Origin of the sequence: Paraburkholderia ultramafica (assembly GCF_902859915.1) — a bacterium.
In the GTDB taxonomy this organism is placed as follows: Bacteria; Pseudomonadota; Gammaproteobacteria; order Burkholderiales; family Burkholderiaceae; genus Paraburkholderia; species Paraburkholderia ultramafica.
The window spans coordinates 150,186-164,229 of sequence record NZ_CADIKK010000014.1; the positions used below are offsets into that span (position 1 = coordinate 150,186).

General features: G+C 61.9%; 13 protein-coding genes and 1 tRNA gene. All 14 read left to right on the forward strand.

Annotated features, from left to right (window positions below; translation table 11 throughout):
- Positions 1 to 31: 31 nt before the first annotated feature.
- On the forward strand, positions 32 to 304 hold the full coding sequence (rpsO, locus tag HV744_RS16750; protein WP_149673734.1) for a 30S ribosomal protein S15: 273 nt from the start codon (positions 32 to 34) through the stop codon (positions 302 to 304).
- Between the two features lie 358 nt (positions 305 to 662).
- Positions 663 to 2,810 (forward strand): polyribonucleotide nucleotidyltransferase, encoded by a 2,148-nt coding sequence (gene pnp, locus HV744_RS16755; RefSeq protein WP_175150590.1) that lies wholly within the window; start codon positions 663 to 665, stop codon positions 2,808 to 2,810.
- A 207-nt stretch (positions 2,811 to 3,017) separates the two neighbouring features.
- The gene (locus HV744_RS16760) at positions 3,018 to 4,034 is read left to right on the forward strand and encodes an NAD(P)H-quinone oxidoreductase (protein WP_175150591.1); all 1,017 of its coding nucleotides are present in this window, start codon (positions 3,018 to 3,020) and stop codon (positions 4,032 to 4,034) included.
- 136 nt (positions 4,035 to 4,170) lie between these two features.
- Positions 4,171 to 4,950: a triose-phosphate isomerase gene (gene tpiA, locus HV744_RS16765; RefSeq protein ID WP_175150592.1), complete on the forward strand. Its 780-nt coding sequence runs from the start codon at positions 4,171 to 4,173 to the stop codon at positions 4,948 to 4,950.
- Between the two features lie 82 nt (positions 4,951 to 5,032).
- Positions 5,033 to 5,419 (forward strand): preprotein translocase subunit SecG, encoded by a 387-nt coding sequence (secG, locus tag HV744_RS16770; protein WP_175150593.1) that lies wholly within the window; start codon positions 5,033 to 5,035, stop codon positions 5,417 to 5,419.
- Positions 5,420 to 5,532: 113 nt separating this feature from the next.
- Positions 5,533 to 5,617, forward strand: a tRNA-Leu gene (locus HV744_RS16775).
- A gap of 162 nt (positions 5,618 to 5,779) precedes the next feature.
- Positions 5,780 to 6,139 carry an NADH-quinone oxidoreductase subunit A gene (locus HV744_RS16780; protein ID WP_175150638.1) on the forward strand — a complete coding sequence of 120 codons (360 nt, stop codon included), beginning with the start codon at positions 5,780 to 5,782 and terminating at the stop codon, positions 6,137 to 6,139.
- Between the two features lie 63 nt (positions 6,140 to 6,202).
- Complete coding sequence (locus tag HV744_RS16785; RefSeq protein WP_006052903.1) at positions 6,203 to 6,682, forward strand: NuoB/complex I 20 kDa subunit family protein; 480 nt, start codon at positions 6,203 to 6,205, stop codon at positions 6,680 to 6,682.
- 20 nt (positions 6,683 to 6,702) lie between these two features.
- A complete protein-coding gene (locus HV744_RS16790; protein WP_175150594.1) occupies positions 6,703 to 7,305 on the forward strand; it encodes an NADH-quinone oxidoreductase subunit C in 603 nt (200 codons plus the stop codon).
- A gap of 9 nt (positions 7,306 to 7,314) precedes the next feature.
- On the forward strand, positions 7,315 to 8,568 hold the full coding sequence (locus HV744_RS16795) for an NADH-quinone oxidoreductase subunit D (RefSeq protein WP_175150595.1): 1,254 nt from the start codon (positions 7,315 to 7,317) through the stop codon (positions 8,566 to 8,568).
- A 131-nt stretch (positions 8,569 to 8,699) separates the two neighbouring features.
- Positions 8,700 to 9,185: an NADH-quinone oxidoreductase subunit NuoE gene (nuoE, locus tag HV744_RS16800; protein WP_175150596.1), complete on the forward strand. Its 486-nt coding sequence runs from the start codon at positions 8,700 to 8,702 to the stop codon at positions 9,183 to 9,185.
- Positions 9,182 to 10,510: an NADH-quinone oxidoreductase subunit NuoF gene (nuoF, locus tag HV744_RS16805; RefSeq protein ID WP_175150597.1), complete on the forward strand. Its 1,329-nt coding sequence runs from the start codon at positions 9,182 to 9,184 to the stop codon at positions 10,508 to 10,510. Before nuoE ends, nuoF begins: the two co-directional genes overlap by 4 nt.
- A 133-nt stretch (positions 10,511 to 10,643) precedes the next feature.
- Positions 10,644 to 12,977, forward strand: coding sequence for an NADH-quinone oxidoreductase subunit NuoG (gene nuoG / locus HV744_RS16810; RefSeq protein WP_175150598.1), 2,334 nt, complete (start codon positions 10,644 to 10,646; stop codon positions 12,975 to 12,977).
- Positions 12,978 to 14,042: an NADH-quinone oxidoreductase subunit NuoH gene (nuoH, locus tag HV744_RS16815; protein WP_175150599.1), complete on the forward strand. Its 1,065-nt coding sequence runs from the start codon at positions 12,978 to 12,980 to the stop codon at positions 14,040 to 14,042.
- Positions 14,043 to 14,044: the final 2 nt, after the last annotated feature.

Here is a 14,044-nt window from a genome sequence, read left to right on the forward strand (position 1 = left end):
GACCGCCTGTCTAGTTCTCAAGGAAATCGACATGTCCGCAGTTGAAACAAGCAAGAAGTCCGAAGTCGTTGCGCAATTCGCACGCGCAGCCAACGACACCGGCTCCCCCGAAGTTCAGGTCGCGCTGCTCACGACCCGCATCAACGAACTGACCGTTCACTTCAAGGCACACGCGAAAGATCACCACAGCCGCCGCGGTCTGCTGCGCATGGTGAGCCGCCGTCGTAAGCTGCTCGACTACCTGAAGGGTAAGGACGCGGACCGTTACCGCAGCCTGATCGAGAAGCTGGGTCTGCGTAAGTAATCGGCCGGTCGTTCAGCAAGATGCCTGTGTCAGTTCCACTGATACAGGCATTTTGTTTTTGCACGGTGCGCTTCATGTGACGCGCATCGCCTGTGGTCCGCAGTCGCGTGCCGTTTCATGCGGCGGGTGCAGGAAAGAAGCAGTACTTGCAGTAACGACGAAAGTAGTAGAGCAAGCAGCACAAGGAAACACGGCCGGGCCTCGGGGCGGAGCTTTGTGTCATTCCAGCGGTTCGCGCGCGTACTCAACGTAGGGCGTGGTTCTCTGGAATGGCATAACACTACTCTTCCCATGTGGCGCCGGTTCTGGCGTTGCCGCGCCGCTTCTGGTCCGCGCGGCATTACGATGAGGAAAAGCAATGACTATGTTCAATAAGATCGTCAAAGAGTTCAAGTGGGGACAACATAACGTTCGCCTCGAAACCGGCGAAATCGCTCGCCAGGCGAGCGGTGCGGTAATCGTCGACGTCGAAGACACCGTCGTGCTGGCGACCGTGGTCGGCGCCAAGACGGCCAAGCCGGGTCAGGACTTTTTTCCGCTGACCGTCGACTACCTCGAAAAGACCTATGCCGCCGGCAAGATCCCGGGTGGCTTCTTCCGCCGCGAAGGCCGTCCGTCGGAAGGCGAAACGCTGATTTCGCGCCTGATCGACCGACCGCTGCGTCCGCTGTTCCCGGAAGGCTTCTACAACGAAGTCCAGGTCGTGATCCACGTGCTGTCGCTGAACCCGGAAATTCCCGCCGACATCCCCGCGCTGATCGGCGCGTCGGCGGCCCTCGCCGTGTCCGGTCTGCCGTTCAACGGCCCGGTCGGCGCAGCACGCGTGGCCTACATCAACAACGAATATGTGTTGAACCCGACGCGTCCGCAAATGAAGGAATCGGCGCTCGACCTGATCGTCGCCGGTACGGAACGCGCGGTGCTGATGGTGGAATCGGAAGCGCAACAACTGAGCGAAGAAGTGATGCTCGGCGGCGTGGTGTTCGGCCATGAACAGATGCAGATCGCGATCGACGCGATCCACGATCTGGTCCGCGAAGGCGGCAAGCCGGAATGGGATTGGCAACCGGCGGCGAAGAACGAGCCGCTGATCGCACGCGTGACGGAACTCGCGCAAGCCGAGCTGCTCGCGGCTTACCAGATCCGCGACAAGCAGGCGCGTTCGGCCAAGCTGAAGGAAGTCTACGCAGCCACGTCGGCCAGGCTCGAAGAAGACGCAGCGGCAAGCGGCACGGCGGCGGCGGACAAGGCAACCGTCGGCAACGTGCTGTTCGACATCGAAGCGAAGATCGTCCGTACGCAGATCCTGAACGGCGAGCCGCGTATCGACGGCCGCGACACGCGCACCGTGCGCCCGATCGAAATCCGTACCGGCGTGCTGCCGCGTACGCACGGTTCGGCACTGTTCACGCGTGGCGAAACCCAGGCACTGGTGGTCGCAACGCTGGGCACGAAGGGCGACGAGCAGAACATCGACGCGCTCGAAGGCGAGTACCGCGAACGTTTCATGCTCCACTACAACATGCCTCCGTTCGCCACCGGCGAAACGGGCCGCGTCGGTTCGCCGAAGCGCCGTGAAATCGGTCACGGCCGTCTGGCCAAGCGCGCGCTGGCTGCGTGCCTGCCGAATGCCGACGAATTTGGCTACTCGATCCGCGTCGTGTCGGAAATCACCGAGTCGAACGGTTCGTCGTCGATGGCTTCGGTGTGCGGCGGCTGCCTCGCGCTGATGGACGCCGGCGTGCCGATGAAGGCGCACGTCGCCGGCATCGCGATGGGCCTGATTCTCGAAGGCAACCGTTTCGCCGTGCTGACCGACATCCTCGGCGACGAAGATCACCTCGGCGACATGGACTTCAAGGTGGCGGGCACCGAGCAAGGCGTGACCGCGCTGCAGATGGACATCAAGATCCAGGGCATCACGAAGGAAATCATGCAGGTCGCCCTCGCGCAGGCGAAGGAAGGCCGTATGCACATCCTCGGCAAGATGACCTCGGCGGTGTCGGGCGCGAACACGCAATTGTCGGAGTTCGCACCGCGCATGATCACCATCAAGATCAATCCGGAAAAGATCCGCGACGTGATCGGCAAGGGTGGTTCGGTGATCCGCGCGCTGACCGAAGAAACCGGCACGACGATCGATATTTCGGACGACGGCGTTGTCACTATCGCGAGCACGAGCAGCGAAGGGATGGCCGAAGCGAAGAAGCGTATCGAGAACATCACGCTGGAAGTCGAAGTGGGCCAGGTGTACGAAGGCACCGTGCTCAAGCTGCTCGATTTCGGCGCGATCGTCAATATCCTGCCGGGCAAGGACGGTCTGCTGCACATCTCCGAAATCGCCAACGAGCGTATCAAGGACATCAACGACTACCTGAAGGACGGCCAGCAAGTGAAGGTGAAGGTCATCCAGACGGACGAGAAGGGCCGCGTGCGTTTGTCGGCCAAGGCGTTGCTGAACGACGCCGCGAACGGCGCGCCGCAAGGCGAACCGACGCCGCAGTAATGCGGTAGCGGAGCAACGGCCGGCAGCGCGAATGCGCGCCGGCCGTTTTTCATGCAGGGTGCAGGGTGGATTGCATTGCTGACATATACAAACGGAGCCAAGCGGGTACTCTGTTTGCGTGGGGTGCTTCGTCGGAGGTCGGACGATTCGTGTCCCGCGCGGTGAGCAACGGGTAGGCAACGCAATCCAATCTTGGAGTTGACGCAGATGAAAGCGATCGAAATCACCGAATTCGGTGCGCCGGACGTCCTCAAGCTGGCGGAGCGGCCGACGCCGCCGCCGAAAGCGGGCGAGGTGCTGATCAAGGTGGCGGCCTCCGGCATCAACCGTCCGGACGTGTTCCAGCGCAAGGGCGGCTATGCGCCGCCGCCGGGCGCGTCGGATCTGCCGGGGCTGGAGGTGGCGGGCGAGATCGTCGGCGGCACGCTCGACGAGAAGAACAACCCGTTCGGTCTGAAAATGGGCGATCGCGTGTGCGCGTTGCTGGCCGGCGGCGGCTACGCGGAATACGCGACCGCGCCGCTGCTGCAATGTTTGCCGGTGCCGGCGGGTCTGTCGGATATCGAAGCGGCGTCGTTGCCCGAAACCTTCTTCACGGTGTGGAGCAATGTGTTCGACCGCGCGCAGCTCGGCAAGGGCGAAGGCGCGCCGAACGAAACGCTGCTGGTGCAGGGCGGCTCGAGCGGCATCGGCGTGACGGCGATCCAGATTGCGCACGCGCTCGGTTTTCGCGTGTTCGCCACCGCCGGGTCGGATGAAAAGTGCCGCGCGTGCGAGGCGCTGGGCGCCGAGCGGGCGATCAACTACAAGACGGAAGATTTCGTCGAAGTGATCAAGTCGCTGACCAACGACCGTGGCGTCGACGTGGTCCTCGACATGGTGGCGGGCAGCTACGTGCCGCGCGAACTCACGGCCTTGGCCGAGGGCGGCCGCATTGTGCTGATCGCCTTGCTGGGCGGCGCGAAAGCGGAGCTGAATCTGAACGAAGTGCTGCGCCGCCGCTTGACCGTGACCGGTTCGACGTTGCGTCCGCGGCCGATCGAATTCAAGGCGAAGATCGCCGCGCAACTGAAACAGCATGTGTGGCCGCATCTCGAAGCCGGCCGCATCAAGCCCGTCGTGCACCGCGTGTTCCCGGCCGCGCAGGCCGCCGACGCGCATGCGTTGATGGAAAGCAGCACGCATGTCGGCAAGATCGTACTGGCTTGGGGTCAGGACGCTTGACACGGTCGGTTTGACACGGTCGGTTTGACCCGATCCACCCCACGCAGTAAAATTGCACGTTTTGCGCACGCCGAATGAATCCGAAAGGCGGACTGTAAGCGCAAACAAAGTCCGCCCGCCAAGCCAACACGAGACGATGTCGAAACAACGAGCCAAACTGGTAGTCGGTAACTGGAAGATGCACGGGCGTCTCGCTGCGAATGCCACGCTGTTGCAGGCGGTGGCGCAAGGCGCGGACGAACTGCCGGCCGACGTACGCGTCGGCGTGTGCGTGCCGAGTCCTTATCTCGCGCAGACCCAATCGTTGCTGGAAGGCACTCGGGTCGTGTGGGGCGTGCAGGACGTATCCGCATTCACGCATGGCGCCTACACCGGCGAAGTGGCTGCGCCGATGGTGAGGGATTTTGGCGCCACGCTCGCGATCGTCGGGCACTCGGAGCGCCGTGCCTATCATCGCGAAAGCGCTGAACTGGTTGCAGTGAAAACGCAGCGCGCGCTGGAAGCGGGCTTGACGCCGATCGTCTGCGTGGGTGAAACGCTCGAAGAGCGCGAAGCCGGTGCGACCGAGCAGGTGGTCGGCACGCAACTGGATGAAGTGCTGGCGAAGCTGTCCGTGCAAGAGGCGGCGCGCCTGGTTGTCGCGTACGAGCCGGTCTGGGCAATCGGCACCGGCAAGAGCGCGAGTTCGGAGCAGGCGCAGGCAGTCCACGCGTTCCTGCGTGCGCGTCTGGCGGCAAAGGGCGCGGCGGTGGCGGATGTGCCGCTGTTGTACGGCGGCAGCGTGAAGCCGGAAAACGCGGAAGAATTGTTCCGTCAACCGGATATCGACGGCGGCCTGATTGGCGGCGCGTCGTTGAAGGACCAGGATTTCCTGGCGATCTGCAAGGCAGCGGCCGCAACGAGCGTCGCCGGTTAGGCAGGGCGCCTCGGCGAGGATGGCCCCATCCCGCGAAACACACTGTGTGTGGCGCGGTTAAATAAAGACTCAGGTGAGTGTGATGCTGTATTTCAAAACATTGATTATCGTCGTTCAGCTGTTGTCGGCTCTCGGGGTCATCGGCCTTGTCTTGCTGCAACACGGCAAAGGCGCCGATATGGGCGCTGCTTTTGGTAGCGGCGCATCGGGCAGCCTGTTCGGCGCGACCGGCTCGGCAAACTTTTTGTCACGTACAACGGCAGTGCTCGCCGCAGTGTTTTTTGTCACGACGCTGGCACTCACTTACCTTGGCGCGTATCGGTCGAAGCCTTCCGCAGGCTTGCTGGGCACGGCGGTGACTGCCCCGGCTACCGCTTCCGCCGCTCCCGCTGCATCCGCTCCGGTTGCTGGCTCGGCTGCGCTGCCGGCATCGCCTGCGTCCGTCCCGACTACGGGTGTGCCGAAATAAATTTTCGTTCAAACTGACTTTTGTGCGTTGAACAATCTGTTTAGACCGGTTACAATCTTAGTCTTGAAGCGATTCGCGGGTTTTATAAGTTGTTTTCCCGGATTGCATGCCGTGCCGACGTGGTGAAATTGGTAGACACGCTATCTTGAGGGGGTAGTGGCGAAAGCTGTGCGAGTTCGAGTCTCGCCGTCGGCACCAAAATGTTATCTATATGCCAGCCGCTTGCTTCGCTTCGGCTGGCATTTGCACTTTCAGGGCATGGCTTGCGTTGGGCTTGCGGCTTGTGCGTTTCGGAAGTGATTTCGCGTCAGGAGTGCTATGCTCCTGACGGCACTCAGAACCAACCGATTGAGGATAGTCTTGAACCTCGCAGCCTATTTCCCCGTCTTGTTGTTCCTCATTGTAGGCACCGGTTTAGGCGTAGCGCTGGTCAGTATCGGCAAGATTCTTGGTCCCAATAAGCCCGATACCGAGAAAAACGCACCGTACGAGTGCGGCTTCGAAGCATTCGAAGATGCGCGCATGAAGTTCGACGTGCGCTACTACCTCGTCGCCATTCTCTTCATCATTTTCGATCTTGAAACCGCGTTCCTGTTTCCGTGGGGCGTGGCCCTGCGCGACGTCGGCTGGACCGGCTTCATCGCGATGATGATTTTCCTGCTCGAATTCCTGCTGGGTTTTGCCTATATCTGGAAGAAAGGCGGCCTCGACTGGGAATGATGGATTAATCGCCGGTTTGCGTGGGTGGCCAAGGCTTGCCGCCCCGTCTGGAGTGGAAAGCAAATGAGTATCGAAGGGGTCTTGAAGGAAGGGTTTGTCACCACCACGGCAGACAAACTGATCAACTGGACGCGCACCGGCTCGTTGTGGCCGATGACGTTCGGTCTTGCGTGCTGCGCAGTCGAGATGATGCATGCGGGCGCCGCCCGTTATGACCTCGACCGCTTCGGCGTGGTGTTTCGTCCGAGTCCGCGTCAGTCGGACGTGATGATCGTCGCCGGCACGCTGTGCAACAAGATGGCGCCCGCTCTGCGCAAGGTCTATGACCAGATGGCCGAGCCGCGCTGGGTGATTTCGATGGGCTCGTGCGCAAACGGCGGCGGCTATTACCACTACTCGTATTCGGTAGTGCGCGGCTGCGACCGGATCGTGCCGGTCGACGTCTATGTGCCGGGTTGCCCGCCTACCGCGGAAGCGCTGGTGTACGGCGTGATCCAGTTGCAGGCCAAGATTCGCCGCACCAACACCATCGCCCGTCAATAAGGCCAACGCCTCCCCACAATATGGCAAGCAAACTCGAGACCCTGAAAGCGAACCTCGAGGCGGCCTTTGGCGGCCTCCTGTCGAGCACTACCGAGGCAATCGGTGAGTTGACGATCGTCGTGAAGGCAGGCGACTACCTCAACGTGGCAACGCGTCTGCGTGACGACCGCTCGCTCGGTTTCGAGCAGTGCGTGGATCTGTGCGGCGTCGACTATCAAACATACGCCGATGGCGCTTACGACGGTCCGCGTTTCGCGGCCGTTCTGCATTTGTTGTCGCTGCAGAACAACTGGCGTCTGCGTCTGCGCGTGTTCGCTCCGGACGACGAAGTGCCGATCCTGCCGTCCGTCGTCGAAATCTGGAATTCGGTCAACTGGTACGAGCGCGAAGCATTCGACCTGTACGGCATCGTCTTCGAAGGTCACCCGGACCTGCGCCGCATCCTGACCGACTACGGCTTCATTGGTCACCCGTTCCGTAAAGATTTCCCTGTCTCCGGCTACGTCGAAATGCGTTACGACCCGGAAGAGAAGCGCGTCGTCTATCAGCCTGTGACGATCGAGCCGCGGGAAATCACGCCGCGCGTGATCCGCGAGGATCGCTATGGCGGTCTGAAACACTAAGAGAACGCCATGGCAGAGATCAAGAACTACACGCTCAACTTCGGCCCTCAGCATCCGGCAGCGCACGGTGTGCTGCGCCTCGTGCTCGAGCTCGACGGCGAGGTCATCCAGCGCGCCGATCCGCACATCGGTCTGCTGCATCGCGCGACTGAAAAGCTCGCCGAAACCAAAACGTTCATCCAGTCCGTGCCATACATGGACCGTCTCGACTACGTGTCGATGATGGTCAACGAGCACGGCTACGTGATGGCAATCGAGAAGCTGCTCGGCATCGACGTGCCGGTGCGCGCTCAATACATCCGCGTGATGTTCGACGAAATCACACGCGTGCTGAACCACCTGATGTGGATCGGCGCGCACGCGCTCGACGTCGGCGCAATGGCGGTGTTTCTGTATGCGTTCCGCGAACGCGAAGACCTGATGGACGTGTACGAAGCGGTGTCCGGCGCACGGATGCACGCGGCCTACTATCGTCCGGGCGGCGTCTATCGCGATCTGCCGGACGCGATGCCGCAATACAAGGCTTCGAAGATTCGCAATGCCAAGGCATTGTCGAAGATGAACGAGAACCGTCAAGGTTCGCTGCTGGACTTCATCGACGACTTCTTCACGCGTTTCCCGAAGCACGTCGACGAGTACGAAACGCTGCTCACCGACAACCGGATCTGGAAGCAGCGTCTGGTCGGGATCGGCGTGGTCAGCCCCGAACGTGCGCTGCAACTCGGCATGACCGGTGCGATGCTGCGCGGCTCGGGCATCGAGTGGGATCTGCGCAAGAAGCAGCCGTACGAAGTCTACGACAAGATCGATTTCGATATTCCGGTCGGCGTGAACGGCGACTGCTACGACCGCTATCTGGTTCGCGTCGAAGAAATGCGCCAATCCACGCGGATCGTGAAACAGTGCATTGAGTGGCTGCGCAAGAATTCAGGCCCTGTGATGACCGACAATCACAAGGTTGCGCCGCCGTCGCGCGTCGGCATGAAGTCGAACATGGAAGATCTGATTCACCACTTCAAGCTGTTCACGGAAGGCTTCCACGTTCCCGAAGGTGAGGCATACGCCGCGGTCGAACATCCGAAGGGCGAGTTCGGCATCTACCTGATCTCGGACGGCGCCAACAAGCCGTATCGCCTGAAGATCCGCGCACCAGGCTATGCGCACCTGTCCGCGCTCGACGAAATGGCGCGCGGTCACATGATCGCCGACGCCGTGACGATCATCGGCACGCAGGACATCGTGTTCGGCGAAGTGGATCGCTAGGACGTATTCATCGGCGCGTGTCTTCAGATTGCATCGGGGCACGCGTCAAGCAAAGGAACGCCGGGTCTGTCGCAGCATGATGTGAGCGACGGGTTTTCGTTCGGTAGGAATTGAAAGAGTCGTGTCTGAAAATGATCTCAGCTGAAGGCCTGAAAGAAATCGATCGTGCGATCGCGAAGTATCCCGCCGATCAGAAACAGTCCGCCGTGATGTCGGCGTTGGCCACTGCTCAGGAAGAGCATGGCTGGCTGTCGCCCGAACTCATGCAGTTCGTCGCGGACTATCTCGGCATGCCGGCAGTCGCCGTGCAGGAGGTGGCTACCTTCTACACGATGTACGAGACCGCGCCGGTCGGCAAGCACAAGATCACGCTTTGCACGAACCTGCCGTGCCAGCTCGGCCCGGACGGCGGTTCCGACAGCGCCGCTGAATACCTGAAGCAGAAGCTCGGCGTCGACTTCGGCGAAACCACGCCCGACGGCAAGTTCACCTTGAAAGAAGGTGAGTGCATGGGTTCATGCGGCGACGCGCCGGTGATGCTGGTGAACAACCATCGCATGTGTAGCTTCATGAGCCGCGCGAAGATCGACCAGCTGCTCGAGGAACTTTCGAAATGACGTCTTTACACGATCGTCACATCAAACCGCTGATTCTCGCCGGCCTGAACGGCGACAACTGGCATCTCGAAGACTATGTGGCGCGCGGCGGTTACGCCCAGCTGCGCCGCATTCTGGAAGAGAAGATCCCGCCCGAGCAGGTGATCGCCGACGTCAAGGCGTCGGGTCTGCGCGGCCGTGGCGGCGCAGGCTTCCCGACCGGTCTGAAGTGGAGCTTCATGCCGCGTCAGTTCCCGGGGCAGAAGTACCTCGTCTGCAATTCGGACGAAGGCGAACCGGGCACGTTCAAAGACCGCGACATCCTGCGCTTCAATCCGCACTCGCTGATCGAAGGCATGGCCATCGGCGCGTACGCGATGGGTATCACGGTCGGCTACAACTATATTCACGGCGAAATCTGGGAAGTCTACAAACGCTTTGAACAGGCGTTGGACGAAGCTCGCCGCGCCGGGTTCCTCGGCGAGAACATCATGGGTTCGGGCTTCTCGTTCGAACTGCATGCGCACCACGGTTACGGCGCCTACATCTGCGGTGAAGAAACCGCGCTGCTCGAATCGCTGGAAGGCAAGAAAGGCCAGCCGCGCTTCAAGCCGCCGTTCCCGGCGAGCTTTGGCGTGTACGGCAAGCCGACCACGATCAACAACACCGAGACGTTCGCGGCGGTGCCGTTCCTGCTCGCAATCGGTCCGCAGAATTACCTCGAGATCGGCAAGCCGAACAACGGCGGCACGAAGATTTTCTCGGTCTCAGGCGACGTCGAGCGTCCGGGCAATTATGAAATTCCGCTTGGCACGCCGTTCGCCACGCTGATGGAACTCGCCGGCGGCATCCGCGGCGGCAAGAAGATCAAGGCCGTGATTCCTGGCGGTTCGTCGGCGCCGGTGATCCCGGGCGAGATGATGATGCAGACCGACCTGGACTACGACTCGATCGCCAAGGCTGGCTCGATGCTCGGTTCGGGCGCGGTCATCGTGATGGACGAGACGCGCTGCATGGTGCGCTCGCTGTTGCGTCTGTCGTATTTCTATTACGAAGAGTCGTGTGGTCAATGCACGCCTTGCCGCGAAGGCACGGGCTGGCTGTACCGCGTCGTACATCGTATCGAGCATGGGCTCGGCCGTCCGGAAGATCTGGATCTGCTGAACTCGGTCGCGGAAAACATCATGGGCCGCACGATTTGCGCGCTCGGCGATGCCGCGGCCATGCCGGTTCGCGGCATGCTCAAGCACTACTGGGACGAATTCGAGTATCACGTCGCCCACAAGCATTGCCTCACCGGCGGTTATGCCGGCGCGGCAGCGGCGTCGGAAACAGTGGCTGCTTGAGTTGGCCGGCTGAGATGAGCTGGCTGACTGGATAACCACCAGACGAATACGTCAACCGCGGGATTCATCGCCTGAAACGGGCGATGAACAGGCGAACGATTGAGCGGTAACAGGTTAAGGAAGATTGACCATCATGGTTGAACTTGAAATAGACGGCAAGAAAGTAGAGGTGCCTGAAGGCAGCATGGTGATCCAGGCTGCGCATAAGGTCGACACGTACATTCCTCACTTCTGCTATCACAAGAAGCTGTCGATTGCGGCTAACTGCCGGATGTGTCTGGTCGATGTCGAAAAGATGCCGAAGGCCGTGCCCGCATGTGCGACGCCGGTGTCGGCGGGCATGATCGTGCGCACCAAGTCGGACAAGGCTGTGAAGGGCCAGCAAGCCGTGATGGAATTCCTGCTGATCAACCACCCGCTGGATTGCCCGATCTGCGACCAGGGCGGCGAATGCCAGTTGCAGGATCTGGCCGTGGGCTACGGCAAGTCGGCGTCGCGCTATAGCGAAGAAAAGCGCGTGGTGTTCCACAAGAACGTCGGCCCGCTGATCTCGATGGAAGAGATGTCGCGCTGCATTCACTGCACGCGTTGCGTGCGTTTCGGCCAGGAAGTGGCCGGCGTGATGGAACTCGGCATGCTGGGCCGCGGCGAGCATTCGGAAATCACGTCGTTCGTCGGCAAGACGGTCGACTCCGAACTTTCGGGCAACATGATCGACCTGTGCCCGGTGGGCGCGCTGACCAGCAAGCCGTTCCGTTACAGCGCGCGCACGTGGGAACTGTCGCGCCGCAAGTCGGTGAGCCCGCACGATTCGGTCGGCGCGAACCTCGTGGTGCAAGTAAAGAACAATCGCGTGATGCGGGTTCTGCCGTTCGAAAACGAATCCATCAACGAATGCTGGATCTCGGACAAGGACCGCTTCTCGTACGAAGGCCTGAACAGCCCCGAGCGTCTCACGCAGCCGATGCTCAAGCAAGGCGGCAAGTGGGTCGAAACCGACTGGCAGACCGCGCTCGACTACGTGGTCAAGGGTCTGAAGGGCATCAAGGGCGACCACGGCGCGAACGCGCTGGCCGCTCTCGGCAGCGCCCACAGCACGGTCGAAGAGCTGTTCCTGCTGAAGCAGTTCGCGCAGGCGGTCGGCACGCCTAACGTCGACTTCCGTCTGCGTCAGGCGGATTTTTCCGCGCCCGTCAACGGTGCGCCGTGGCTCGGTACGGCTATCGCCGATCTGTCGAACGTCGACGCCGCACTGGTGATCGGTTCGGATCTGCGTCGCGATCATCCGCTGTTCGCAGCGCGTCTGCGTCAAGCGGCGAAGGGCGGCGCGAAGCTCACGCTCGTGCAGGCCACCGGCGACGACGCACTGATTCCGCAAGCGCAACGCGTGGTCGCGGCGCCGTCGGCATGGCTCGACGCGCTGGCCGGTATCGCCGGCGCGATCGCGGAAGCCAACGCAGTTGCGCTGCCGGAAGCGTTCGCCGGCGCGCAGCCTACGGACGCCAACAAACAGGTCGCGAAGTCGCTCTCCACCGGCGAACGGCGCCTCGTGCTGCTTGGCAATGCCGCTGTCCGTCATCCGGACTTCGCGGTGATTCATGCCGCCGCGCAGTGGATTGCGGACGCGACCGGCGCGACGCTGGGCTTCCTCACGGAAACGGCCAACACGGTCGGCGCGCATCTGGTGAACGCGTTGCCGGGCGCGGGCGGTCTGAATGCCCGCGAAGTGTTCGAGCAACCGCGCAAGGGTTACGTGTTGCTGAACGTCGAGCCGGAATTCGACACGGCCAATCCGGCGCAGGCTTTGGCCGCGCTGAAGCAGGCTGAGATGGTGGTGGTGATGTCGCCGTTCCAGATCGGCGCCGAATACGCCGACGTGCTGCTGCCGATCGCGCCGTTCACGGAAACGGCCGGTACGTTCGTCAATGCTGAAGGTACGGTACAGACGTTCAACGGCGTCGTGCGTCCGCTGGGCGACACGCGTCCGGCGTGGAAGGTGTTGCGTGTGCTGGGCAGCCTGCTGGGCGCGCCGGGCTTCGAATTCGACACGGCTGAAGAAGTGCGCACGGCCGCTCTTGGCGACGGCGAACTGAACTCGCGTCTGTCGAACCAGACGGGCGTCGCGGTCGCACGCGGCAACGCGCCGAAGGCGGCGGAGGGCAAGTTCGAGCGCATCGCCAACGTGCCGATCTATCACGCCGACGCGCTGGTGCGTCGCGCGGATTCGCTGCACCTCACCGCAGCGGCACGCGCGGCGAACTCGGTCGGTCTGCCGGCCGCGCTGTTCGACAAACTGGGTTTGAAGGAAGGCGACGCGGTGCGCGTGCGCCAGGGCGAGCAATCGGTGCAGTTGCCGGCCGTGCGCGACGCAAATCTTGCGGAGACGGTCGTCCGCGTATCGGCGGCTACGCCTGCCGGTGCGGCGCTGGGCAGCCTGTTCGGTGAACTGCTGGTGGAGAAGGCGTAAATGAGCTTGTTCGATACGATCAACTCGGGCGGCACCCAGCTTCTCGGTGTCGCATGGCCCACGGTGTGGGCGCTGGTGCGCATCCTGGTGGTAGCCGTCGTGATCCTGCTGTGCGTGGCTTACCTGATTCTGTGGGAGCGTAAGCTGATCGGCTGGATGCACGTGCGTCTCGGCCCGAACCGCGTCGGCCCGGCAGGTCTCTTGCAGCCGATCGCCGACGTGCTGAAGCTGTTGCTGAAAGAAGTGATTCAGCCGGCCCAGGCGAGCCGCTGGATCTACCTGATCGCGCCGATCATGGTGGTGGTGCCGGCCTTCGCGGTGTGGGCGGTGATTCCGTTCCAGGCGGGCGCGGTGCTCGGCGACATCAACGCGGGTCTGCTGTACGCGATGGCGATTTCGTCGATCGGCGTGTACGGCGTGATTCTGGCCGGTTGGGCGTCGAACTCGAAGTACGCGTTCCTCGGCGCAATGCGCGCCGCTGCGCAGATGGTCTCGTACGAAATCTCGATGGGCTTCGCGCTCGTCGTCGTGCTGATGACGGCCGGCACGCTGAACCTGTCGGGCATCGTCAATTCGCAGGAGCATGGCTTCTTCGCGTCGCACGGCCTGAACTTCCTGTCGTGGAACTGGCTGCCGCTCCTGCCGATGTTCGTCGTCTACTTCATCTCGGGCATCGCCGAAACGAACCGCCACCCGTTCGACGTGGTGGAGGGCGAGTCGGAAATCGTCGCGGGCCACATGATCGATTACTCGGGGATGGCGTTCGCGCTGTTCTTCCTCGCCGAGTACATCAACATGATCGTGATCTCGGCATTGGCTGCGACACTGTTCCTTGGCGGCTGGAGCGCACCGTTCGGCTTCCTGTCGTTCATCCCGGGCATCGTATGGCTCGTCGCCAAGGTTTTCTTCCTGTTGTCAGTGTTCATCTGGGCGCGCGCCACATTCCCGCGCTACCGCTATGACCAGATCATGCGTCTGGGCTGGAAGATCTTCATTCCGGTCTGCGTGGTGTGGCTGGTGGTGGTCGGCTTCTGGATCATGTCGCCGTTGAATATCTGGAATTAAAG

Excerpts from the sequence above, each read along its gene's own strand:
- rpsO (WP_149673734.1), top strand. The coding sequence starts at position 32 with ATGTCCGCAGTTGAAACAAGCAAGAAGTCCGAAGTCGTTGCGCAATTC.
- pnp (WP_175150590.1), top strand. The coding sequence starts at position 663 with ATGACTATGTTCAATAAGATCGTCAAAGAGTTCAAGTGGGGACAACAT.
- HV744_RS16760 (WP_175150591.1), top strand. The coding sequence starts at position 3,018 with ATGAAAGCGATCGAAATCACCGAATTCGGTGCGCCGGACGTCCTCAAG.
- tpiA (WP_175150592.1), top strand. The coding sequence starts at position 4,171 with ATGTCGAAACAACGAGCCAAACTGGTAGTCGGTAACTGGAAGATGCAC.
- secG (WP_175150593.1), top strand. The coding sequence starts at position 5,033 with ATGCTGTATTTCAAAACATTGATTATCGTCGTTCAGCTGTTGTCGGCT.
- HV744_RS16785 (WP_006052903.1), top strand. The coding sequence starts at position 6,203 with ATGAGTATCGAAGGGGTCTTGAAGGAAGGGTTTGTCACCACCACGGCA.
- HV744_RS16790 (WP_175150594.1), top strand. The coding sequence starts at position 6,703 with ATGGCAAGCAAACTCGAGACCCTGAAAGCGAACCTCGAGGCGGCCTTT.
- HV744_RS16795 (WP_175150595.1), top strand. The coding sequence starts at position 7,315 with ATGGCAGAGATCAAGAACTACACGCTCAACTTCGGCCCTCAGCATCCG.
- nuoE (WP_175150596.1), top strand. The coding sequence starts at position 8,700 with ATGATCTCAGCTGAAGGCCTGAAAGAAATCGATCGTGCGATCGCGAAG.
- nuoF (WP_175150597.1), top strand. The coding sequence starts at position 9,182 with ATGACGTCTTTACACGATCGTCACATCAAACCGCTGATTCTCGCCGGC.
- nuoG (WP_175150598.1), top strand. The coding sequence starts at position 10,644 with ATGGTTGAACTTGAAATAGACGGCAAGAAAGTAGAGGTGCCTGAAGGC.
- nuoH (WP_175150599.1), top strand. The coding sequence starts at position 12,978 with ATGAGCTTGTTCGATACGATCAACTCGGGCGGCACCCAGCTTCTCGGT.